The organism is Streptomyces sp. NPDC101225, from assembly GCF_044767585.1.
In the GTDB taxonomy this organism is placed as follows: Bacteria; Actinomycetota; Actinomycetes; order Streptomycetales; family Streptomycetaceae; genus Streptomyces.
In genome coordinates this window covers 18,861-41,685 of the sequence record NZ_JBIWOE010000022.1, presented here as the reverse complement: position 1 = coordinate 41,685, position 22,825 = coordinate 18,861, and the positions used below count along the sequence as shown (strand labels likewise).

The 22,825-nt window shown below is 74.2% G+C and carries 19 protein-coding genes and 4 pseudogenes; 11 read left to right on the top strand and 12 right to left on the bottom strand.

Going from position 1 to position 22,825, the window contains the following annotated elements:
• Positions 1-15 precede the first annotated feature (15 nt).
• Positions 16-2,892 carry a glycoside hydrolase family 2 TIM barrel-domain containing protein gene (locus tag ACIRPX_RS27495; protein WP_404199854.1) on the top strand — a complete coding sequence of 959 codons (2,877 nt, stop codon included), beginning with the start codon at positions 16-18 and terminating at the stop codon, positions 2,890-2,892.
• Positions 2,893-2,909: 17 nt separating this feature from the next.
• Here the strand turns inward: ACIRPX_RS27495 and ACIRPX_RS27490 are convergent, their stop codons facing one another.
• Positions 2,910-4,187, bottom strand: coding sequence for an MFS transporter (locus ACIRPX_RS27490; RefSeq protein WP_404199851.1), 1,278 nt, complete (start codon positions 4,185-4,187; stop codon positions 2,910-2,912).
• 210 nt (positions 4,188-4,397) lie between these two features.
• On the opposite strand from ACIRPX_RS27490, the gene ACIRPX_RS27485 reads away from it, so the two are divergent.
• The 5 genes from ACIRPX_RS27485 to ACIRPX_RS27465 all read left to right on the top strand — a co-directional run bounded on the left by ACIRPX_RS27485 (position 4,398) and on the right by ACIRPX_RS27465 (position 9,474).
• Complete coding sequence (locus ACIRPX_RS27485; RefSeq protein WP_404199848.1) at positions 4,398-5,741, top strand: jacalin-like lectin; 1,344 nt, start codon at positions 4,398-4,400, stop codon at positions 5,739-5,741.
• 125 nt (positions 5,742-5,866) lie between these two features.
• Positions 5,867-6,457, top strand: coding sequence for a TetR/AcrR family transcriptional regulator (locus ACIRPX_RS27480; RefSeq protein ID WP_404199845.1), 591 nt, complete (start codon positions 5,867-5,869; stop codon positions 6,455-6,457).
• Positions 6,450-7,265, top strand: coding sequence for an alpha/beta fold hydrolase (locus ACIRPX_RS27475; protein ID WP_404199842.1), 816 nt, complete (start codon positions 6,450-6,452; stop codon positions 7,263-7,265). Before ACIRPX_RS27480 ends, ACIRPX_RS27475 begins: the two co-directional genes overlap by 8 nt.
• Positions 7,266-7,315: 50 nt before the next feature.
• Entirely contained in the window at positions 7,316-8,701 is a 1,386-nt protein-coding gene (locus ACIRPX_RS27470; protein WP_404199839.1) for a hypothetical protein, read from the top strand.
• A gap of 41 nt (positions 8,702-8,742) precedes the next feature.
• Positions 8,743-9,474 carry a hypothetical protein gene (locus tag ACIRPX_RS27465; protein ID WP_404199836.1) on the top strand — a complete coding sequence of 244 codons (732 nt, stop codon included), beginning with the start codon at positions 8,743-8,745 and terminating at the stop codon, positions 9,472-9,474.
• 53 nt (positions 9,475-9,527) lie between these two features.
• Here the strand turns inward: ACIRPX_RS27465 and ACIRPX_RS27460 are convergent, their stop codons facing one another.
• The 7 genes and pseudogenes from ACIRPX_RS27460 to ACIRPX_RS27430 form a co-directional block, all read right to left on the bottom strand.
• The gene (locus ACIRPX_RS27460; RefSeq protein ID WP_404200097.1) at positions 9,528-9,947 is read right to left on the bottom strand and encodes an NUDIX hydrolase; all 420 of its coding nucleotides are present in this window, start codon (positions 9,945-9,947) and stop codon (positions 9,528-9,530) included.
• Between the two features lie 79 nt (positions 9,948-10,026).
• Positions 10,027-10,806, bottom strand: a complete 780-nt coding sequence (locus ACIRPX_RS27455) for an isocitrate lyase/phosphoenolpyruvate mutase family protein (protein ID WP_404199833.1) — start codon at positions 10,804-10,806, stop codon at positions 10,027-10,029.
• A complete protein-coding gene (locus tag ACIRPX_RS27450) occupies positions 10,803-11,261 on the bottom strand; it encodes a hypothetical protein (RefSeq protein ID WP_404199830.1) in 459 nt (152 codons plus the stop codon). The genes ACIRPX_RS27455 and ACIRPX_RS27450 overlap by 4 nt, the downstream gene beginning before the upstream one ends.
• Positions 11,262-11,316: 55 nt before the next feature.
• Positions 11,317-11,421: pseudogene (locus ACIRPX_RS27445) on the bottom strand (VOC family protein); the annotation flags it as partial.
• Between the two features lie 60 nt (positions 11,422-11,481).
• Positions 11,482-13,206, bottom strand: coding sequence for a DUF2264 domain-containing protein (locus ACIRPX_RS27440; protein ID WP_404199827.1), 1,725 nt, complete (start codon positions 13,204-13,206; stop codon positions 11,482-11,484).
• 96 nt (positions 13,207-13,302) lie between these two features.
• Positions 13,303-13,596, bottom strand: a pseudogene (locus ACIRPX_RS27435) (carbohydrate esterase); the annotation flags it as partial.
• 38 nt (positions 13,597-13,634) lie between these two features.
• Positions 13,635-15,047, bottom strand: coding sequence for an RICIN domain-containing protein (locus ACIRPX_RS27430; RefSeq protein WP_404199824.1), 1,413 nt, complete (start codon positions 15,045-15,047; stop codon positions 13,635-13,637).
• A 187-nt stretch (positions 15,048-15,234) separates the two neighbouring features.
• Here ACIRPX_RS27430 and mmuM point away from each other — a divergent pair, with 187 nt between their 5' ends.
• Complete coding sequence (gene mmuM / locus ACIRPX_RS27425; RefSeq protein WP_404199822.1) at positions 15,235-16,152, top strand: homocysteine S-methyltransferase; 918 nt, start codon at positions 15,235-15,237, stop codon at positions 16,150-16,152.
• 637 nt (positions 16,153-16,789) lie between these two features.
• Here mmuM and ACIRPX_RS27420 read toward each other — a convergent pair.
• Positions 16,790-18,376 (bottom strand): carboxylesterase/lipase family protein, encoded by a 1,587-nt coding sequence (locus ACIRPX_RS27420; RefSeq protein ID WP_404199819.1) that lies wholly within the window; start codon positions 18,374-18,376, stop codon positions 16,790-16,792.
• A gap of 108 nt (positions 18,377-18,484) precedes the next feature.
• On the opposite strand from ACIRPX_RS27420, the pseudogene ACIRPX_RS27415 reads away from it, so the two are divergent.
• Positions 18,485-18,720, top strand: a pseudogene (locus ACIRPX_RS27415) (substrate-binding domain-containing protein); the annotation flags it as partial.
• A 113-nt stretch (positions 18,721-18,833) separates the two neighbouring features.
• Here ACIRPX_RS27415 and ACIRPX_RS27410 read toward each other — a convergent pair.
• Positions 18,834-19,481: a hypothetical protein gene (locus ACIRPX_RS27410; RefSeq protein ID WP_404199816.1), complete on the bottom strand. Its 648-nt coding sequence runs from the start codon at positions 19,479-19,481 to the stop codon at positions 18,834-18,836.
• Between the two features lie 81 nt (positions 19,482-19,562).
• Between ACIRPX_RS27410 and ACIRPX_RS27405 the strand changes: the two genes are divergently transcribed.
• Entirely contained in the window at positions 19,563-20,195 is a 633-nt protein-coding gene (locus tag ACIRPX_RS27405) for a VOC family protein (RefSeq protein ID WP_404199814.1), read from the top strand.
• A 63-nt stretch (positions 20,196-20,258) separates the two neighbouring features.
• Entirely contained in the window at positions 20,259-20,654 is a 396-nt protein-coding gene (locus tag ACIRPX_RS27400; protein ID WP_404199811.1) for a VOC family protein, read from the top strand.
• On the opposite strand, the gene ACIRPX_RS27395 is transcribed toward ACIRPX_RS27400, so the two are convergent.
• A complete protein-coding gene (locus ACIRPX_RS27395) occupies positions 20,643-21,323 on the bottom strand; it encodes a helix-turn-helix domain-containing protein (protein ID WP_404199808.1) in 681 nt (226 codons plus the stop codon). The two genes, ACIRPX_RS27400 and ACIRPX_RS27395, sit on opposite strands and share 12 nt — an antisense overlap.
• Before the next feature lie 5 nt (positions 21,324-21,328).
• Entirely contained in the window at positions 21,329-22,282 is a 954-nt protein-coding gene (locus tag ACIRPX_RS27390; RefSeq protein ID WP_404199806.1) for a cupin domain-containing protein, read from the bottom strand.
• 213 nt (positions 22,283-22,495) lie between these two features.
• On the opposite strand from ACIRPX_RS27390, the pseudogene ACIRPX_RS27385 reads away from it, so the two are divergent.
• Positions 22,496-22,819 (top strand): annotated as a pseudogene (locus ACIRPX_RS27385) (NmrA family transcriptional regulator); the annotation flags it as partial.
• Between the last annotated feature and the right edge of the window lie 6 nt (positions 22,820-22,825).

The window sequence follows — 22,825 nt, the reverse complement described above, 5'->3', positions numbered from 1 at the left end:
ACGACCTGGAGACCGATGTCTTTCCGCACCACCACGTCCGTCGACCACGTCGAGGACGTCTCCCCCGGCGGCGGGGCTCTGCCGCCCCGCGCCTGGTACGCCTCCTCGGACGCGAAGTCCCTCTCGCTGAACGGCAGCTGGCGGCTGCGCCGGTCGCCGACCGCCGACGCCGAGGACGACTCGTTCGCCGAGCCGGGATTCGACGCCGGGGACTGGGCGGAGGTCACGGTCCCGGGGCACTGGGTGCTCCAGGGCGACGGCGCCTTCGGCCTGCCGATCTACACCAACCACCTCTACCCCTTCCCGGTCGACCCGCCGCGCGTCCCCACGGAGAACCCGACCGGCGACCACCTGCGCGTCTTCGACCTGCCCGAGGACTGGCCCAGCCTGTCCGACGGCGGTGCGGTGATCCGCTTCGACGGCGTGGAGTCCTGCGCCCGCGTCTGGCTCAACGGCACGGACCTCGGCACGTTCAAGGGCTCCCGGCTGCCGCACGAGTTCGCGGTCGGGCATCTGCTCAGGCCCGGCGGCAACGTGCTGGCCGTCCGCGTGCACCAGTGGTCGGCCGGTTCGTACCTGGAGGACCAGGACCAGTGGTGGCTGCCCGGCATCTTCCGCGACGTCACGCTGCTGCACCGCCCGGCCGGCGGCGCGCTCGACTTCTTCGTGCACGCCTCCTACGACCACCGCACGGGCGAGGGCACCCTGCGCGTCGACTCCGACGTCGAGGGGCGGGTGTCCGTGCCCGCCCTGGACATCGATGTCGAGACCGGTGCCCCGGTGACCGTCCCCGTCGAGCCGTGGACCGCCGAGACGCCGATGCTCTACGACGGCGCCCTCGTCACGGCGGGCGAACGCGTGCCGCTGCGCATCGGCTTCCGGACGGTCGCCCTCGAGGACGGCCTCGTCAAGGTCAACGGCAGGCCGCTGCTCTTCAGGGGCGTCAACCGGCACGAATGGCACCCCGACCAGGGCCGCGCCCTCGACCTGGCGACCATGCGCGAGGACGTGCTGCTGATGAAGCGGCACAACATCAACGCCGTCCGCACCTCGCACTACCCGCCGCACCCGGCCTTCCTCGACCTGTGCGACGAGTACGGCCTGTGGGTGATCGACGAGTGCGATCTGGAGACCCACGGGTTCACCGAACAGGCCTGGCGGGACAACCCCGTCGACGACGACCGCTGGACCCCGGCCCTCCTCGACCGCGCCGCGCGCATGGTCGAGCGCGACAAGAACCATCCGTCGGTGGTCATCTGGTCGCTCGGCAACGAGGCGGGCACCGGACGCGGCCTGACCGCCATGGCCGAGTGGATCCGCGACCGCGACCCCGCGCGCCTCGTGCACTACGAGGGCGACCTCGACTGCCGTGACACGGACGTCTATTCACGCATGTACGCCACGCACGCCGAGGTCGCGGCGATCGGCGGGCGGCTGGACGGCGGGACGCACCGGCGGCGCGAACTCCCCTTCATCCTCTGCGAGTACGCGCACGCCATGGGCAACGGGCCGGGCGGTCTCGCCGACTACCAGCGGCTGTTCGAGGCCCACGACCGGCTCCAGGGCGGCTTCGTGTGGGAGTGGATCGACCACGGCATCACCCACCCCGAGCTGGGCTTCGCCTACGGCGGCGACTTCGGCGAGGAGCTGCACGACGGCAACTTCGTCTGCGACGGCCTGGTCTTCCCGGACCGCAGGCCCTCCCCCGGCCTGCTGGAGTTCAAGAAGGTCGTCGAGCCGGTCGGCATCGCCTGCGACCATCCGGACGGCACCGTGCGGATCACCAACAAGCGCGACTTCGCCGACCTGTCCGACCTCGCCTTCGAGTGGTCGTACCAGGTCGACGGCGAGACGGCCGGGACGGGCGTGCTGCCGGTCCCGGCGCTCGCACCCGGCGCGTCGGCCGACGTCAAGCTGCCGCAGCCGCCGGTGGAGGCGCGGGGCGCCGAGACGGGATGGACGGTACGGGCGCTGCTCGCGGCGGACACCGCCTGGGCGCCCGCGGGCCACGAGGTCGCCTGGGGCCAGGTCCCCGTCGCCGTACGGACGACACCTGCGGTGGCCGCGACCGACGGACCGGTGCCCGGGGACCGGGTGATCACCCTCGGGCCGGCCTCCTTCGACGCCCGCACCGGTGCGCTGCGCACCATCGGCGGGGTCGGGGTGAGCGGGCTGCGGCTGGACGTGTGGCGGGCCACCACCGACAACGACGCGGGCGCCGAGTGGCAGCCCGACACCCGCTGGGCGACGGTCTGGCGCACGTACGGCCTGCACCGCATGCGGCACCGCCTCGACGCCGTGGAACTCGGCGACGACGCGCTGACCGTGCGGACCCGGGTGGCGCCGGCCGCCCGGGAGTTCGGGCTCGGCACGGTGTACCGGTGGACGTCGGACGGCACCGGTCTGAAGCTGACCGTGTCCGTGCGCCCGGACGGCGCGTGGACGATGCCCCTGCCCCGGCTGGGCATCCGCCTCGGGCTGGCGCGGGCCGACGCCGTGCGGTGGTTCGGCGGCGGTCCCGGGGAGGGCTATCCGGATACGAAGTCGGCGTCCAGGCTGGGACGTTGGGAGTCCACCGTGGACGGTCTGCAGACGCCGTACGTGCGCCCGCAGGAGAACGGGGCACGCGCCGACGTGCGCTGGGCGGAGATCGGCGGGCTGCGGGTGGAGGGCGACCCGGAGTTCTCCCTCAGCGCCCGGCGCTGGACGACGGAGCAGCTGGACGCGGCCACCCACCTCACCGACCTCACTCCGGGCGACACGGTCTGGGTCAACCTCGACCACGCCCTGCACGGCATCGGCTCGGGCTCCTGCGGCCCGGGCGTGCTGCCGCAGTACCACCTGAGGGCCGAACCGGCCGAGTTCTCCTTCGTCTTCAGGGAGATCGGCTGAGCACCACGGAAAGCCGCTCACGAGGGGCGCCCTGAACGCCGTACCGGCGTGAACAGCGCCGCACCCGCCACCACCACGCAACACCCACCGGCGACCAGACTCACGGGCGCCGTCCCCCGACGCTCCGCCGCCCAGGTCAGGACGGCGGCGCCGAGGGGGGCGGCGGAGTACTGCAGGGTCCAGAAGGCGGAGGTGACGCGGCCGAGCAGGGGCTCCGGGGTGATCTCCTGGCGCAGGGACATGGAACAGGTGCCGGCGATCCCGACGCAGGCCAGGAAGGCCGCGCTCAGCGCGGCCACGAGCGGCACGCCGCGTGCCTGGCCGAGGCCCGCGAAAGCGAGTCCGCACACGGCGACGGCACCCGTCCAGGTGCGTCCGAAGCCGAGCCTGCGGCGGATGCGGTCGACCAGCAGGGAGCCGGCGATGGTGCCGAGCGCGCCGCACGCCATGACGGTGCCGACCGTGCCCTCGTCGTGGCCGAGGTCGTGCTCCAGGTGGTAAATGACCAGGTCCGTCAGGCCGAGCGTGAGGAAGCTGAAGGCGCAGAGAAGGACGGTGAGGGAGCGCAGGACCGGGTGGCCGCGCAGGAAGGAAGCGCCTGCGCTCAGGTCCCGCCACAGCCCGGCGCCCTGCGGCGCACGGTCGTCGGCAGGCCGGGCGCGGACGCGCACGAGCAGCATGCACGCCGCCGACACCCCGAAGCTGGCCGCGTCGACGCCGACCGCGGCGGCCGGTCCGGTCCACCCGGCGACGACTCCCGCACCCAGCGGCCCCAGCACCCCGGCCGCGGCGGCCGTCGCGTTCAGCCGGCCGTTGGCCCTGGTCAGCCGCTCACCACCGACCAGACTGCGGACGACGGTCACATAGCCGACCGCGAAGAGCATCCCGACGGCCTCGCACAGCGGCAGTACGACGTACAGCAGCCAGATCCGCGCCCCGAACAGCCAGACCACCGGGACGACGCCGTAGAGCACCATCCGTACGAGATCGCAGGCGATGAGCAGCCGACGGCGGTCGGTCCGGTCCACCAGTGCCCCGGCGAACACCGCCGCGCCGACGGCCGCCACCGAGCCGACGGCCGTCAGCAGCCCCATCCGGGCTACCGATCCGGTGGCTTCCAGCACCAGCAGGGGCAGGGCGATCAGGGCGAAGGAGTCACCGAGGACGGAGAGCGTCTGGGCGGCCCAGAAGACGCCGAAGTCCTTGGTCCCCCCGAGGGACCGGCCGGTGGCGGGTGCGGTGCCGAGCGGCCGGTCTCCGGGTTCGCTGTCGTTCGTGCGCGCCTCGTTCGTCACGTGGTCCCCCGCTCCCCCTCGGCGCCTTCGGCAACCCTACGTCCGCGCGTGGTGAGGGCGGAGCTGTGAAATTGGTGCGGCCTGTTTTCCCAACTGGCCTTTCCCGTCACACTGGTTGACACCGAACATGAGCAACATTCAGGTTCCGGGAACTCGTTCGTCCCGCACGTTCCCCACTCCCCCACTCCTCCGAGCGGAGACACCCCCACCATGAGACGACTCATCGGCACCCTCGCGGCAGGCGCGCTCGCGCTCGCGGGACTGACGGCGACCGGCACGGCGCCCGCCTCCGCGCATGCGGACGCGGACGCGGATGCGGCGGCCACCGGCTCGTTCAGCGTGCTCACGTACAACGTCGCCGGCCTCCCCGAGGGCCTCAGCTCCGGCCACCCGGCGGCCGACACCCCGCTGATCTCCCCGCGCCTGGCGCCCTACGGCATCGTGAACGTGCAGGAGGACTTCAACTACCACGCCGCGCTGTACGCGGACGACCACCACGCCTACCGCACGGCGACGAGCGGCGGCGCGGGCATCGGCGACGGTCTCAACACCCTCTCGGACTACCCCTTCGAGGATTTCGAGCGGGTGAGGTGGAACGACTGCACGGGCACCAACTGCCTGACACCGAAAGGGTTCTCGCTGGCGCGGGTGCGGCTGGCCGAGGGCGTGTTCGTCGACCTCTACAACCTGCACCCGAACGCGGACGACACCGATGACGCACTGGCCGCCCGCCGCGCCAACATCGAGCAGCTCTCCGCCTTCATCCGGGCGAACTCGGCGGGCAACGCGGTGATCGTCATGGGGGACACCAACACGCGGTACACGCGCACCGGCGACAACATCCGCACGCTCGTCGACGGCAACGGCCTGACGGACGCATGGGTGCAGCTCGTCAAGGGCGGCACGGCGCCGGCGCAGGGCGCGGACCCGCTGCTGTGCCCGACGTCGGCGCCGCCGAACGACTGCGAGGTCGTGGACAAGGTCCTCTACCGCGGCAGCAGGCTGCTCTCCCTCGACGCGACCCGGTACAACGACGAGTGGGCGGCGTTCCTCGACGCCGACGGCGGCAACCTCTCCGACCACTTCCCGCACACGGTCGGCTTCTCGTACACCCTCGACCCGTCCCTGCGGGCCAGCGACTTCTTCGGCGGCCCGCACGGCACGGCCTTCAACGACGCCGGTGACCTGCCGGCCGCCCTCGCGCCCCGCACCCTCACCCTGCGCGGCGGCGCCCGCCTGGACGCGGTGTCCCTCACCCACGACGACGGCACGACCGTGGCCCACGGCGGCACGGGCGGCACCGCGACGTCCTTGACCCTCGCCTCCGGCGAGCACCTCACCTCGGTGAAGGTGACGGAAGGTCAGAAGGACTCCCACACCCGGATCTTCTCGGCCGCCTTCACCACGGACAGGTCCCGCACCCTCACCTCCGGCACCCCCACCACCGACACCACCACGTTCACGGCCCCGGCCGGCTGGCAGATCGTCGGCTTCACCGGCCGGGCGGGCGACGAGATCGACAAGCTGGGCGTCCTGTACGCACCGATCGGCTGACGCCACCCGCCACAACCGCAGCCGCAGCGGGACGTCGTAAAGCAGTCGCCCGCTGCGGTCTTCCTTCCTACACTAGGGCCGGACCTAGACCCTCTAGGTTCGGCCCCGTCCAGGAAGGCGCCCCCATGGCCAGAGCCGGGCTCACCCCCGACCGCATCGTCGTCGCCGCCGCCGACCTCGCCGACGAGGCGGGGTTCGAGAACGTCTCGCTCTCCGCGCTGGCGCGGCACTTCGGGGTCAGGGACGCGAGTCTGTACGCGCACGTCAGAAATCTGCAGGACCTGCGCACGCGGATGGCGCTGCTCGCCGGGGCGGAGATGATCGACCGGATCGCGGCGGCCGTCGCCGGGCGGGCCGGCAAGGACGCGCTGGCCGCCTTCGCGGGGGCGTACCGGGAGTTCGCGCTGGAGCGGCCGGGGCGGTACGCCGCGACGCAGATCCGCATCGACCAGTCGCTCGTCACCGGCTCCCCCGTCCTGCGGCGCACCGCCGAGATCACCTACGGCATGCTCCGCGCCTACGGCCTCGAGGAGCCCGATCTCACCGACGCCGTACGCCTGTTGCGCAGCACCTTCCACGGCTACTGCGCCCTGGAGGCGGCCGGCGGCTTCGGCGCCCCGCGTGACGTGCGCGCGTCCTGGGACAAGGCCGTCGACGCCCTGCACATCACGCTCGAACACTGGCCCCGCGAGGACAAGGACGACCACCATGACTGACCTCCACTACGACCTCCGCGGCACGGGGCCCGTCCTCCTCGTCGTCCCCGGGGGCGCCGGCCACCCCATGGGCCTCGGCCCGGTGACCGACGCGCTCGCCGACCGGTTCACCGTCGTGACCTACGACCCCCTCGGGCTCGCCCACGGGCGGCTCGGGAAACCCGTGCCCGACCAGCGGGTGGCGGGGTGGAGCGACGGGGCGCGGCGGGTGCTCGACGCGGTGCTGCCCGAGGACGGATCGGCCTACGTGCTCGGGACCAGTTCCGGCGCGATCGCCGTCCTCGACCTGCTCACCCGGCATCCGGAGCGGCTGAGCCACGTCGTCGCGCACGAGCCGCCGTGTGTGGGAGTGCTGCCGGACGGGGCGCGGCAGCAGGCCCTGTTCCGCGAGGTGTACGACACCTACCGCACGGCCGGGCTCCGGGCGGCGGGCGCCCGGCTGGGCACCGTTCTGACGGAGCCCGGTCCGCTGCCGCACATCGACCCCCAACCACTCACGCCACAGGAGGAGTTGGTCAATCCCATGGCGCTCTTCCTCTCCCGCGTCCTGCGGAACTTCACCGCCTACACCCCCGACCTCACCGCGCTCGCCGGCTCCTCCGCCCGCCTCACCCTCGCGGCCGGCTCCGACTCCCGCGGTCAACTCCTGCACCGCACGGCGCGGTTCCTCGCCGAGCACACCGGCAGCCGTTTCGTCGAGTTCCCCGGCGGGCATGTCGGCGTGGCCGAGCATCCCGTGGATTTCGCCGGACTGCTCGCGGAGACACTCGTTCCGGTCGGCGGCTCCCCGTCCCCGCAGACCACTTAGACTGGAATCTTCGCGGAAGTCACGTGCAACCCCGGGGGAGGGAGCACGCCTTGTCTCAACAGCAGCTGGGACGCCGTCCCTTGAGAGCCGACCGTACGACACCACCGCAACCGGGCGGGACGGGCGAGACCGCCCGCTTCGTCGGCTGGCTGGGGAGTCTCGGGTGCGCGGCGGCCGGGTACGGCGTGTTCCAGTTCCTGTTCGGGGTGCTGCCCGGCTCCCTCGGCGGCGAGCCCGCCCGGTATCTGATCGCCGGGGTCAGCGGGATCGGGACGGGCGTGGCCGCCTGGCTGGCGGCGGCGCTGGTCCGGGCCCGGGGCGCGGCCGACCCGGCCCGCACCCTCGTCCGCGTCCCGCCCGCCGCGGAAAGCCCCGCGCCGGGTCCCCTCCCCGAGGTCTTCGCCGCCGCGTACAGCACGCTCGCCGCGAAGGCCACCGTGGTCGACGACCCGGTCCGCGGCCGTCTCACCGGCTGGTCGCACTCGCTCAGCGAGTCGGGACCGTTGCGGCCCACCTCCGTCGGCACCGCCTACGGCCTGCACATCGTGCTCGGCCTCGGCATGCCGGACGGCCGGCTGCGCACCGGTGACCTGGTGGACACGCTGTGGCGGCTCAGACTGCCCGACGGCGGCTGGTCGGCGCGGTCGCAGGGGGCCGAGGCCCGGCCCGAGGTGACGGCGCTGGTGCTGGGGGCGCTGGCCCGGGCCGGTGTGTCCGGCGAGCGGCTGGCCGAGGAGGTGGAGCGCTGCACGGACGGGTTCACGTCGGCTCGCGACCGCGCCGGGCGGGAGTCGACCCATGTCCTGACGACCGTGCTGCGCGGGCTGCTGCGCGCCGCGCCCGACGCCGCCGTCCTGCCCCCGCTGCGCGACGCCCTCGCCGACGGCGCGATCGGCGACGCCCGCCGCGAGCACCTGCGCTGCTGGGGCTACCGGCTCGACCCGCCGTACGGGCTGCCGTCCGCGCTGCACACCGCGCAGGCCGTGGTGGCCCTGGACCGGGCGGCCGGTGTCCTCGGCGAGGACGAGGCGGTGCGCGCCACCCGCGAGGACGGCGTCCGCTGGCTGCTGACCTGTGCGGACGCTCCCCATCACCGGTGTCAGGATCTGCGCGACCTGCGCGAGGAGGTGCGCCGTCCGCGCACCGACGACCCCTCACGCCACGAGGTGCTGAACGTACGGCACTTCACCGCCTCCTGGGTGGTGCGCGCCCTGATGACACCCGGCGCCCGCGAGGTCGCGGCCCAGGACGGGCTGCTGGAGGCGTGGCGGGAGCGGCTGGACGGGGCCGCCGCGGCGGTGTGGGCCGGGCAGACCGACGGCATCTGGTCCTGGGGGCCGGACAGCGGTGAGCTGCGCCAGCCCCTGTGGATGACCTACCAAGGACTTTCGGCGCTGCGCGCCCATGCCGTATGGATGTATCGGCCGGAACAGTGACACCGGGCGCCGGACCCGGCGCCGGAGGCGGAGGATGGTGCATGGGCGGTCGGCAGGTTCTGCGGGCGCGGCGGCTGCTGACCAGGACGCTGGACGGTGATCTGCCCGAGCAGGAGCTGGTCGCGGCGGCCCGCTCGGTCGTCGCCGAACTCGGTTCCCCCGAGCGGCTGCCGGAGCTGGTCGCCGACCTCGCCTCCGGGGAGGGCGATCCGGAGGGATGCGCCCGGCTGTCGTACCGCCACGTCCTCGGCTTCGACAAGCTGCTGCTGGTCGACGACGGACCGCGCCATATGCTCCGCGTCCATCGGTGGCACCGGGGGGCCGGCGCGATCGGCGAGGAGGACGTGCACAACCACCGCTCGGCGCTGGCCTCGTACATCGTCCGCGGACGGCTGTCGATGGAACTGTACGAGGTCGCGGGCGGTGGTGACGGCGGCATGCCCACCACGCGGTACGAGGAGTCGCTGTCCGGGCGTACGGCGGACTGGCTGCTGGAGCCGGCCGGTCCGGCACGGCTGCGGCTGACCCATGTGGGGCAGTACGCGGCCGGCAGCGCGTACGCCCTGCCGGCGCACACCCTGCACCGGGCCTGGTGCGACACGGACGAGCCGACGGTGACCCTGTTCCTGGAGACGGGACGCGAACGGCGGCCGCACACCGACGTGTTCACGGCGGCGGGCCCGCATCCGGGGGCGGTGGCGAAGGTGCCGCTCGGGGTGGACGACTATCTCGCGGCGCTCGCCGGGCTCGCGGAGCTGCTCAGGACGTCGTGAGAGGGCGGCGCGTGGTGAGAGGGTGGCGCGCGCGGCGCGGAACGGAACGGCGCTCAGGACGTGGTGAACGCCTGGTCCACGATGGAGAGGTTGTACGCGTCGATCTCGACCGTGGCCAGCTCCGAGCGCGCCAGCCAGACGTGGGCCTGGTCGGCGCGCGGCAGGGTGATCTCTCGGCTCACCGGCCTGACCAGGAAGTTCTCCTGCCAGTTCTTGACCTCGTGACCGCGGTACTCGCTGAGGAAGGACGACTCGCCGACCTTGCGGACGACCTCGCCGAGAAGCCCGGTCTCCTCCTTCAGCTCGCGCAGCGCGCCGTCCCGGGCGCTCTCGCCCGGTTCGAGCTTCCCGCAGGGGACGCCCCAGACGCGGGGCAGGAACTTCTCCGTCTCGCTGCGGCGGACCAGCAGCACCCTGCCGTCGTCGTCCATCACGACGGCGGCCGCCAGCCGCTTGTCGCCGGGGATGTCCATGTCCATGGTTCCTCGGTCCCTCGCCGGAGATGAGTCCAAAGGGTCTGATACCCACGAAAGCATCCACCGTACCAAGGAGTCACCGCCCGGCGCTGTGAGCCGGGTCGCTCCCGCGGGCCCACGCGTCGACGTCCGCGTACGACGGCGGCGTGCCCCGCGGGGTCCGGCCGGCCCGGATGTCCGCGGCCGTCTCCAGTGCCGCGCCCAGGGCCTGCCGGTACAGCAGCGAGCCGAGGCTCACGCGCCGTACCCCGAGGTCGGCGAGCTGGGGAAGGGTGGGGCCGGCGGGCGAGAAGAGGATGTTGAGGGGGAGGTCGCCCAGGTGCGCCACGAGGCGGGCGATGCCGCGCGGATCCGTCAGCCCGGGGACGAACACCCCGTCGGCGCCCGCCTCCCGGTAGGCGTCGAGCCGGGGCAGCGTGCCGTCGCCGTCGCCCGACCAGTAGGTGTCGGTACGGGCGTTGACGAAGAGGCCGGGTGCGGCCCTCTTCACCGCGGCGATCTTCGCCGCGTGCCGCTCGACGGGGCCGAGGGCGTCCTCCAGGTTGATGCCGACGGCTCCCACTGCTGCCAGCTCGCGCGCGAACTCGCCCACCTCGTCGGGGACTTCGCTGAAGCCGCCCTCCGCGTCGACCGACAGGAGGAAGGGTGCCGTGCCCAGGGTGAGGGCGAGCCGCAGGGTCTCCTCACGGGTCGCCGACGCCCCGTCCGGCAGGCCGGCGGCCGCGGCGACGCCCAGGCTGGTCGTCGCGACGGCGCCGAAGCCCGCGGCGGCGAGCGCCATGGCCGAGGCGTGGTCCCAGGCGTTGGGCAGGAGCAGCGGCTGTGCGGCGTGGTGCAGTGCGGCGAAGGCGCTCATGACAGATCGCCCACCGCGTCGGCGTAGTACGTCGATCCCCGCAGGTGCAGGGCCAGTTCGCGAAAGCTCCAGCCCTCGCCGGGCGAGCGGTCGAGCTGCTCGTCGGTGAGGGCGCCGAGGCGGTTCGCCCAGATGCGGGCGAGACGGAGCAGCCGGCTGCGGGCCTCGTCCAGGTCCTCCTGGGTGAAGGGCGCGAGATCCGCCCGGGTCGTCACCGTGGAGGCGTGCCAGTGGTCGGGCTGCGGCGCCTCGCCCGCCAGCCGGGCCTCCAGCTCGGCGAGGTGATCGACGAGATGGTCGGCGACCCGGCGGATCGCCTTGTGCGGGGTGTGGACGCGGTCGTCGGCATGGGCGGGCCTGCCGTCCCAGTGCGTCCAGGTGGCGGCCAGTTCCAGGACGTGGTCGACCATGCCGGTGACGGCCTGGGCGGGGTTCTCCCGCGGGGTCTGGGTCATACGGCCACGCTAGGGCCGGATCACTTCGGCACCGGCCGAACCGTCCCCGTGCACCTCACTCCCCGCGTTCGGCCGCACTCCGCTCCACGCAGAACTCGTCGCCCTCCGGGTCGGCGAGGACGACCCAGCCCTTGCCGTCGGCGCTGCGGCGGTCGTCGAGGCCGAGGCCATGGGTGGGATTCTCGAATGCGCCGGTGGGCGACGGCAGCCGGCATTCGGTTCACCGGCCGTCCGGCGCCGCGACCTGCACGCCGTCGTCCTGCCACCGGACGCGCACCTCGGCGCCGTCGGCCCACCGCACGGTCAACTCCCGCTCCCCGTCGGCCCGTACGCCCACCGTCTCTCCCAGCGGCTCCGGGTCCGCCTCCCCGGTCAGCCGGGCCAGCGCGACGAACAGCGTGTCCCCCTCCCCGGTGCGCCCGGTGAGCCCCATGGGCGCGTCCGCCCCCGCGGGCGGCTCCGGCAGGCCCACGGCAGGCAGCACCTCGGCGCTCAGCCCCTCCGGCGCCGCCCACCCCGTCACCCGCACCGGCGTCCCGGGCCGCGCACCAGTGACCAGATGGGCCCGTACCTCCACGGCCCCCCGCGCGAGCACCACGCTGGTCACCCGCGCGCCCCCGGCCGCCGTGTGCCGGGAGGCCACCCAGCCCTCCCCGACGCCCAGCGGCACGATCTCCGTGCGGCTCGGGTCGTCGCCGACGATCACGCTGTTGTCGTACGACGAGACCGGGCGCGTCGCGGTCGAATAGGCGAGGCGCGTGTAGTACGGGTCGTAGCGGACGTCCTCACTGCCGTGGTTGTGGAGACGGACCACGCCGTCCGAACGCGTCGACTGCAGAAGCCAGTTGGGGGCGGAGATCGCGGTGAGCGCGTCGGTGCGCTCCGCCGGGCCCGGCTCCTCCGGCGCCGTCCACGCCGGGTGGCCGTCCGGCAGGAGCAGCCCGAGGAACCCCTTGCTCGCCCAGTAGGGGGACGCCGGGCCCGAATAGCCCTGCAGCAGCGCCGTGTCGGGACCGTGCCAGCCGAGGGTGAGCAGACCGCGGGAGTCCACCGCGCCCCGGTCGAGAAAGTACTTCAGCGCCCCGGAGGCCAGCCTGCGCGTCTCCCCCGGCGGCAGCGGGGTGTGCCCGGTCAGCGCGCCCAGCCACAGCGGGGCCGTCGCCGCGAAGCGGTAGGTGAGGCTGCGGCCCTGGTGCATGGGGGCGCCGTCGGCGCCGAACAGCCGGGCGTAGTCGGCCAGGTGGCGGGAGAGCCGGCCGCCGTAGCGGTCGAGGAGGCCGGCGTCGTCCGCCAGCCACGCGTGCAGCACCGGATACAGGTGCATCGCCCAGCCGTTGTAGTGGTCGAACTTGCGGCCGTCGCCGTCGGTGTACCAGCCCTCGCCGACGTACCACTCCTCGATCCGCCCCAGACCGCGCTCGATCGCCTTGCGGGACGCCTCCGGTTCATGGCCGATCTCCTGGAGGAAGCCGCCCACCGTCACCGGGAACAACTCCCAGTTGCAGGGCCAGGCTTCGGCGGTCAGCGCGTCCCCGAGCCAGGTGGCCGCCCGCTGCCGTACGCCGTCGTCGAGGCGGTCCCAGAGCAGCGGGCGCGTCAGGCGCAGGGCGAGGGCGATGGACGCCGCCTCGACCAGCGGCTGGCCGCGGTCCTCGATCCGGGGCCAGACGCCCGCGACACCGGCCGCGAGCCCGTCGGCGTACCGCTGGAGCACGGTCTCGTCCTGGCGGAAGGCCGCGGCGAGCAGCGTACGGGCGTAGCCCTCCAGGCCGTCCGAGAGCCGGCCCGACCAGCTCGTGCGGTCCCCGGGGAGGTCGTAGAGCGCGCCGCCCTTCACCGCGTACGGCTCGACCGCGGCGAGCAGGGCGTCGGCGGCGGCCTCCCAGTGCGCGCGGGTGTATCCGGTGCGCGGGCTGAGCGTGCGGTCGTCGGGCGGAAGGCGCATCGGCTCTCTTTCACGGCGTACGACGTCAGGACGGGTGGCGGGGGACGGAGGGTGAGACCTGGGGCGCCCCGGTTCCGGTCGAGACGCCCCAGGGGTTCATCCCACCCGCACAAGGCCCTTCGACATCAGATGCTGAGCGACGAGCGCGTCCCGGACAAGCCCTGCGTACGCCTTGCCGCGCTCGGCGCCCGGGGACTCCACCGGCGCGGCGGTGCCGTCGTTCCCTGTTCGGCCGGTTTGGGACCGGCGCCGCGCGACGGGGATCATCAGCACCGCACGTCCGCCCTTCTCCCGTACACCGGCCACCAGTGTCTCCGGATTCGCGCGCCACGTCGCCTCGTCGGTGGTCTTGTCATTGTGGGCGAGTTGTAGCAGGAGCGGGCCGGACGGTGGCCTGCCGCTGCGGATTCCGCGACTCTGAGACGCCGTCAGGTGCCGTGCCTCCACTGCTGGTTGGTGCCGCCGTTGCAGGTGTACGTGATGATCGCGGCGGAGTTGGCGGTGGACGCGCCGGACACGTCCAGGCACTCGCCGCTCGCGCGGGACGTGAGCGTGACATAGGAGCCGGACGTGGTCTGTGCCCACTGCTGGGCGGTGGCCGAGGAGTCGCAGTTCTCCTGGGTGACCGTGCTCGCGTTCTCCTGCACGCACAGGGAGCTGTTCCTGACCATCAGCTGGTAGTAGCCGCCGCCGACGGACCGGAACCAGTACTTCTGGTTGCCGCCGCCGTTGCAGTCGTACTGCTTGATCCGGGCGCCCTGCCACAGCGACTGGCTGGTGACGTCGGCGCACCTGCCGCTGTGCCGGGCGATCAGCGTGGTGTACGTGGCGTCGGTGCCGGTGACGGTTCCGGCGGCCGTGTCGACGGTGACCTCCGGGGACCAGGACATCGTCATCGAGGTCGCGCTCGGGAAGGTCAGCGGCAGCCACACGTACCGCGAGTCGTTCACGGTCCCGCCGAAGGAGTTGCCCCAGCGGTCGCCCAGGTAGAGGTACGCGGTCCCGGACGTGCCGGTGACCGGAAGGACGTACGCGGTCTGGGAGTCGTACGCCGTGGAGTCGCCGACGTTCGCCCACGCGGTCCACGGCCCCGCGAGCGAGGTGGCGGTGGCGTACTGCTGCTGGTTGGCGCTCCAGCCGGTCGCGCCCGAGGTCAGCATGAAGTACACGCCGCCCCGCTTGAAGAGCGCCGGGGCCTCGCGGTGGCCGCCCGGCCAGGGGTTGGCGACCAGGCTGTCGATGCCGGTGTAGTCGGCGGTGAGCCGGTAGATGTGCAGGTCGTAGTTCTCGTTGGCCGCGGAGACCATGTAACCGGTGCCGTCGGTGTCGACGTAGGTCGTGATGTCCCGGGACATGGAGTCGCCGAGCGGGCGGAAGCTGCCCCGGTAGGTGTAGCTGCCGTCGACCGTGGCCGAGACGGCGACGGCGGCGCGGGCCTCGCTGTAGTCGACGCCGTTCTCCTTGTGCATCCACATCACGAACATGCCGGTGGAGGCGTTGTAGACCACCTTGGGCCGCTCGATGTAGGCGGTGCCCAGCTCCGCGGCGGACGATTGGGTCAGGACGTGGTTCCTGAACTCCCAGTTCTTCAGGTCGGTGGAGCGGTAGGCGTCGACGTACCTGAAGGTGTTGTCGGCGTTGCGGTCCTCGCCGAACCAGTAGTAGTACGAGCCGACCTTGACGACCCCGCCGCCGTGGGCGTGGACGGGGTCGCCCGACGTGTCGGTGAACTGGACGCCGTTGGTGACCGTCCGGGCCTCGGCCTGTGCCGGGCCCGCGGTCGCGAGGGCGCCGGCCGACAGCAGGCAGAGGGCGAGCAGTACCGCGTACGCACGTCTCATCTCACACACGCTCCTTCACGTTCCGTCACCCCGGCGGATCGTTCGACATCACGGACACCATCTGTCATGACGAACGCGGAAAAGGTAAAGGTGCGCCGCGGCGAGGTCAACGGGTCCGGCGAGACGAGGAGACAGCGCTTTCTCCGCGGTGCCGCACCTGCGCGCCGTTTCGACTACCGTCGACGGCATGTCCCGCACCGACAGCCTCGCCGCAGCCCTCGCAGCCGGGACCGTCGTCCTGGACGGCGGCCTGGCCCACCGGCTGGAGTCCGCCGGGTACGACCTGAGCGACGGGCTGTGGTCGGCGCGGCTGCTCGCGGATCGGCCTCAGGCGATCGCCGAGGCGCACCTCGCGTACTACGCGGCGGGTGCCGACGTGGCGATCACGTCGAGCTACCAGGCCACCTTCGAGGGCTTCGCCAAGCGAGGCATCGGCCGGGACCGGGCCGCCGAACTCCTCACCCTCAGCGTGCGGTTGGGGCGTGAGGCGGCACGGCGGGCCCGGGCGAACGGCATCGCGCGGCCGCTGTGGGTGGCCGCGTCCGCGGGGCCCTACGGGGCGATGCTCGCGGACGGGTCCGAGTACCGGGGGCGCTACGGACTGAGCGTCGACGAGCTGGAGCGTTTCCACCGGCCGCGCCTGGAGGTGCTCGCCGCGGCCGGCCCCGACGTGCTGGCGCTGGAGACGGTGCCCGACGCCGACGAGGCGGCGGCGTTGCTGCGGGCGGTGCGCGGGCTCGGCGTGCCGGCCTGGCTGTCGTACTCGGTCGCGGGCGGCCGCACCCGTGCCGGGCAGCCCCTGGAGGAGGCCTTCGCCCTCGCCGCCGGGTCCGACGAGATCATCGCGGTCGGCGTCAACTGCTGCGCCCCCGAGGACGTCGGCGGGGCGGTCGAGACCGCCGTACGGGTGACGGGCAGGCCGGTCGTGGTCTATCCCAACAGCGGCGAGACATGGGACGCCGCGGCCCGCGCCTGGGACGGCCGGGCCTCCTTCACCCCGGACCAGGTCACGGACTGGCGGAAGTCCGGTGCCCGGCTGATCGGCGGGTGCTGCCGGGTGGGGCCCGAGGCGATCGCGGACATCGCGAGGGCGCTACGGGGCTGAAGGGGGCGCCGACGCCGGCAAAATCCACGGACTCCAACGGGTCCGCCGGAGCCACCGGGCTGCCGGAGCCGCGGGGCCCACCGGAGCCACCAGACGCCGCCGGAGCCACCAGGCGCCGCCGGGCTCACCAACTTCGCCGGGGCTGCCGAGCCAGCCAGGCACACCGGGGCCACCAGGTCCGCCGGGGCCACCAGGTCCGCCAAGTCCGCCAGGGCCACCGGGCCCACCAGGCTCGCCGGGTCCGCCGGGCCCACCGGAGCCACCAGACGCCGCCGGGGCCGCCCGGGTCACCAACTTCGCCGGGGCTGCCGAGCCAGCCAGGCACACCGGGGCCACCAGGGCCACCAGGCCACCGGGCCCACCAAGTCCGCCAAGGCCACCAGGCCACCGGAGCCACCAAGCTCGCCAGTGCCACCAGGGCCGCCAAGTCCGCCAGGGCCACCAGGCCACCGGAGCCACCGGGACCACCGGAGCCACCAGGCGCCCACCGGAGCCGCCAGGGCCGCCGGGCCCACCGGAGGCGCCGGGGTCGCCAGGACCGCTGGTGAGGCCGGGGCCCGAGGCCGCCCTCGCCCCTCACCGCTCGCGTCCGGCTGTTCGCTCCCGGGGACGGCCCGGCCGGGCGGCGCCGTCGTGGTCAGTGCCGGCGGACCGAACCGGGCAGCCGCAGCCGTCGTACGACCGACCGCAGTTCCGCCGTGCGCGCGGGCGCGGCGAGCGGGGGCACCGGCACGCCCGCGGCCTCCGGCGCGGGCGGGGCGTCGGCGCTCCACAGGGCGAGATCCGCGTCCCGCGGTCCGTACGCGACACGCGGCGGGCCCGCGTCGAAGATCCGTACGGGATGCGTCGCGTCCCAGGGCTGCCAGCCGGGGTCCCCCTCGGCCGCGAACCGCACCCACGCGGCGTGCATCGCCCGGGCCAGTTCGCCGGGACCGCCCTCGCCGGCCAGCTTGCGCGACTCCGGCAGGTCGCCGGTGTCGAAGACGAAGCCGAGCTCCAGGGCGTGGCAGGCGCCCAGGCCGGGGAGGGTGGAGGGCCACGCGAACTCGTAGACGTACGAGGAGCCGCCGCGGGCGTCGGCCAGCCGGTGCAGCGGGACGCGCAGCAGATGGTCGGTGACCATCTGCCCGACGATCTCGGCGGTGCCGGCCTCCGGGTGCAGGGTGCGGTAGCCGCGCGGCACCTCCGTGCCGCAGTGGCAGCGGGCCATCGCACCGGCGAGGGCGACGGCGCCCAGCCGGTCGACGCGTTCCAGCAGACCGCCGGGGACGAGCCAGAGGCGGTACTCCTCGCTGGTCCAGCCCGTCATCAGGCCGACGCCCCGGGCCGCGTCGCCCTCGACGAGGGCCTCCAGGGGGTCGCGGGGCACGAGGTCGCCGTCGACGACGATGCCGAAGGAGGGGCCGCCCAGCACCGGGCTGCTGAGCCGGCCCACCTCCCCCTGGGTGCGCAGCAGCAGGTCGCGGTCGACCTCGGCGAAGGCCGCGGCGGTGGCGGGGATCTTCAGCCGGGCCGCCATCCGGCGCACCATCCGGCGCACCTTGTCGCGGTCGGACGCCTCGGGTGGCCCGCTCTGCAGGACCGCCCGGCGTATCAGCCCCTGTGCCTGCGGGGCGGCCAGCAGGGCCCCGGCGCTGATCGCCCCCGCCGACTGGCCGCCGAGGGTGATCAGGTCCGGGTCGCCGCCGAAGGCCGCGATCGACGCGTGCACCCATTCCAGGGCGGCCAGCTGGTCGCGCAGGCCGGGGTTGGCGGGGGCGTCGGGGAAGAGTCCGTAGCCCTCCACGCCCAGCCGGTAGTTCACCGAGACCAGGACCACGCCGTCCCGGGCGAAGGCCTGCCCGTCGTACACCGGGACCGCCGAGGAACCCCTGGTCAGGGCGCCGCCGTGCAGCCACACCAGGACCGGGAGCCGGGCACCCGGGCCCGGCTGCGGCGTCCACACGTTGAGGTTCAGGCAGTCGTCACCGGGCACGACCGGGTCCGACAGGTAGGTGGCGAAGGACTCGGAGTACGGCGGCTTGGGCGCCGTCGGCCCGAAGGAACCCGCGTCGCGCACCCCGTCCCAGGGCTCGGGCGGCACGGGCGGCCGGAACCGCCGGGGCCCGAAGGGCGGCGCGGCGTACGGGACACCGCGGAACACGGCGATCCCGTGCTCGTACCGGCCCCGGACGGCTCCGTACGGCGTGTTCACCACGGGGTCCGCAGGGACTGCCGCCGTCATACGACCACCAGCTTCCTCACGCGCTGCCACACCGTGAACAACAGAGCACCACAGGACGGCGCGGTATTCCGGCGCAGAGCGCGATTCGGCCGCCGACCGGGGGACACGGCCCTGGCCGAACGCGGCCTCAGGGTCCCGCACGACGTCAGCGTGGTCGGCTTCGACGATCTGCCGGAGTGCCGCTGGCTCTCCCCCGCGCTGACCACCGTCCGCCGGCCCCTGCCGGAGATGGCGGCGACGGCGCTGCACCGGCTGGTGCGGATGATGGAGGGGGCCGGCCGGAGAGCACCCGTACGGAACTGTCGACATGGCTGGTGGAACGCGCGAGCACGGGACGCCCGCGCTGGGCGCCGGCCGGGGCGACGGGTCGGGGGTGCGTGCGGCGGTCGGTCGTCCGGCGGTGCCTCATGGCCGGGCGCGCGGTTCCCGGCGCCCCTGGGGGACGCTCTCCGCTCCGTCAACCGCCCTCGCGCGGCACGGAGTTGTCCGGCGCGCCGTCGCCGTTCGGGGGGAGGTCACCCCGGCGCACCGGGGCGGTGGGGGTGGACGTGGGTGCCGGCGGGAGGAGGTCGGCGAGCTCGGTGGCGGTGGGGTGGTGCACGGCGAGGAGGGCCTGGTGCAGGGTGGCGCGGGGGACGCCGGCGCCGGTGAGCCAGATGACGTAGCCCTTCCTGGGCTGCGCGTATCCGTGCTGCCTGCCGGCGCTGCGGTACCAGGCGTCGCCCTCGCGCGTGCACCTGGTCCGCCCCTCGGGGGCGTCGCCGACGGGTTGCCGCGGGCAGGTGGCGGCGGTCAGTGTGCCGCGGTCCACCCTGATCTCGATCTGCGTGTTGGTCGTGCGCGACCAGTACACGGCGGAGAAGCCGTCGTCCCCGGACACGCCCACGGACTGCTGGGCGAGCGTGTATCCGGGCGACTCGGTGACGTAGACGAGTTCCGGGGCGATGCCCAGCGCCTGTGCGCGCGCCGCGAGCCGGGCCGGGTCGGCGGGTGCTGCCGAGCCGCCGGCTCCGGCGTCCCCGCCGGCCTTCTCGGTGCCGCAGCCGGTAACCAGCAGCACCGGGAGCAGCAGAAGGGACGGCAGGGCGCGCAGGGTACGGATCACGCCCCCATCCTGCCGTACACGACGCGCCGCCGCCGCACAGGTGTTCCATCGCGGGGGTGGGGCTGCGTAGCCTCGACTCCGATGAACGCCATCCCCTCACATCTCGACCACCTCGTCCTCGCGACCCCCGATCTGGCCTCGACGGTCGCCGAGTTCACGCGCCGCACCGGTGTGGCACCCGCGCCCGGCGGCGCCCACGTCGGGCGCGGCACCCGCAACTTCCTGGTGTCACTGGGCGGTTCGAGCTATCTGGAGATCATCGGGCCGGACCCGGAGCAGTCGGAGCCGCAGGGGCCGCGCCCGTTCGACGTCGACGAGGTGGACCGGGCCCGGACGGTGACCTGGGCCATCAGCCCGCCCGACCTCGACACGGCCGTGGCCACGGCGCGCTCCCGGGGCTACGATCCGGGCGACGTCCGCCCGATGAGCCGCCGCCGCCCCGACGGGACCCTGCTGCGGTGGCGGCTGACCGACGGCGACACCCAGCACCCCTCCGGCCTGGTGCCGTTCCTGATCGACTGGGGGGTGTCGGTCCATCCGACCGCCACCGGCCTGCCCGTCACCCCTCTGCTGCGGCTGTCCGCCACCGCGCCGGACCCGGACGAGCTGCGGCCGCTGCTGGCCGCCGTGGGAGCCGAACTGTCCGTGGCCGAGGGGCCGGTCGGGCTGTCGTTCACGGTGCGGACGCCTCGGGGGCCGGTGACCTTCGGGTGAACCGGGCGGACCGTGTCCGTTTCCTTCAAGACCCGCCGCCGCGGCGCTGCCTACGGTGGCCGCATGACTCCACGAATCGACGCCGTCGGGCTGGTCGTCTCCGACATGGCGGCCTCCGTCACCTTCTACCGCAGGCTCGGCCTGGCGTTCCCCGAGGGCGCCGGGAGCGGGCCGCACTCGGAGGCCGAACTGCCGGGCGGGATGCGCCTGCTGCTCGACACCGAGGACACGGTCCGCTCCTTCCACGCCGGGTGGCGGCCGCCCACGGGCGGATACCGGACCGGGCTGGCCTTCCGCTGCGACAGCCCGGCGGAGGTGGACTCCGCGTACGAGGAACTGGTCGCCGCGGGGCACCACGGGGAGCTGAAGCCCTGGGACGCCTTCTGGGGCCAGCGGTACGCGGTCGTGCACGACCCGGACGGCAACGGCGTCGACCTGTTCGCGCCGCTACCCCAGTAGCCGGCGCAGCGGGACGCCCGCCAACTCCTTGACGTCACGGGAGAGATGGGCCTGGTCGGCGAAGCCGGTCCGGGCCGCCGTCTCCGCGAACGGGACGCCCTGCCGGGCCAGCCGCAGCGCCCTTTGCAGGCGCAGCACACGGGCCAACGTCTTGGGGCCGTAGCCGAAGGCGGCCAGCGAGCGGCGGTGCAACTGGCGGGCTCCGAGGCCGAGTTCCCCGGCGGTGGCCGCGACCGGGCGGCCCGCGTCGAGGGCGGTCACCAGGTGCCCCAGCAGCGGGTCGGGCGGCGGGGCGTCGGCCGCCAGCCGCAGGGCCAGCTCGTCGAGCGCGCCCGCGGGTGCGGCGGCCGCCCGCACCAGGGCGGTGAGGCGGCGGACCTCCGCGGCCGGCCACAGGTCGGCGAGAGCCACGCGCCGGTCGCGCAGCTCGTGCGCGGGCACGCCCAGCAGGGCGGGGGCGGTTCCGGGGCCGAACCGCACGCCCGTCCACCCGCCGGGGGCGCCGTCGGTGGCGTAGGCGCGGGTGTCGGGTCCCGCGACCAGCAGGCGGTCCCCGTGCCAGAGCAGGTCCATGCAGCCGTCGGGCAGCACCCGCCCCGCACCGGCCCCGGCCGGGGTGTTGCGCCAGACGACCGCTCCGGGCAGCCGGGACGGTCTCTCCACGTACACGTCCGTCAGCCTACGCGCGCGCTCCGTCCCACCCGCCCCCGATGCTCCTGCGGGCTCACGCCGTGGACCCGCTTGAACGCGCTGGACAGGGCGAAGGCGCTGCCGTAACCGACCCGCCGGGCGATCGCCTCCAGGGTGTCGTCGGTGTCGCGGAGCGCGTCCGCGGCCAGCGCGAGCCGCCAGCCGGTGAGATACGTCATCGGGGGCTCGCCGACGAGCTCGGTGAAGCGGCGGGCGAGGGCGGCGCGGGACACCCCGGCCTTGCCGGCCAGGGCGGCCACCGTCCACGGGTGCGCGGGGTCGTCCTGCAGCAGGCGCAGCACCCGGCCCACGACGGGGTCGGCGAGCGCCTGGTACCAGGCCGGGGCCGCCGCCTCGGGGCGGGAGAACCAGGTCCGGAGCGCGGCGATGACCAGCAGGTCGAGCAGCCGGTCGAGGACCACCTCCTGGCCCGGCTCGTCGCGCACGATCTCCGCCATGAGGAACGGCGTGAGCGGGCAGTCCCACACCTCCGAGGTGAGGGTCAGCAGCGGCGGCAGGGCGTCCAGCAGGCGCCCGCCGACCTCGCCCGGCCACAGGTAGGTGCCGATCAGCAGCACCGCGGAACCGTCGAGCCGGCCGCCCCAGGTGCGCACGCCCAGGTCCATGGAGCCGTTCAGCGACCGCCCGTCGGGGTAGCTGCACTCGGCGCCCGGCAGGATCAGTGCCTGCGGCGGCGTGTCCGGGGCGTCGGCGCAGCGGTAGGCGTCCGGGCCGCGCGCCACGGCGAGGTCGCCGGGCCGCAGCCGCACCCGCGGCGCGGCGTCCGGCACCACCCATGCCTCGCCGCGGACCATCAGCATCACGGTGAGGGGTGCCCGGTCCTCGATGCGCACGCACCACGGCGGATCGAAACAGGCACGGATCATGAAGGCGCCCCGCGCGCGGGGGCCTTCCAGGAGGCCTGCGAGAGCGTCCATGCGGTCAGCGTAGACGGCCGGAGATGGGAACGAGCCGTTCGGCCATGGGCGCCCGGCGTGCGCGCCCGCTGACTTGGGGCATGGCGGACGGCGTGGCGCACACACAGGACATGACGGTCGTGGTGACCGGTGCCTCGGGGCGTACCGGGAGCCGGATGGCGCGAGCGGCGCGGGCGGCCGGCCTCACGGTGCGGCCCCCTCCCGCGCCCAGGGTCCGGGGACCGGTACGTGGGACGCACGGTGGAGATCACCGGGCCGCGGCTGCCGTCCTTCCGGGAGGCGGTCGCGGAGATCTCGCGGGCGACCGGCACGAAGCTCGGCTGCACACCGGTCCCGGCGGGCGCCCACGGCGCGGCGCTGACCGGGTTCGGGGTGCCGCCCGGGGAGGCGGAGTTCCTGGTCGAGGTCTTCGAGGGGCTGCTCGACGGCCGCAACGCGCACCTCACCGGCGGGGTCCGCGAGGTGCTGGGCCGCGCGCCGCGCGACTTCGCGGACTTCGTACGGGCGGCCGCCGCGGCGGGCACCTGGAGGGTGTGAGCCGCG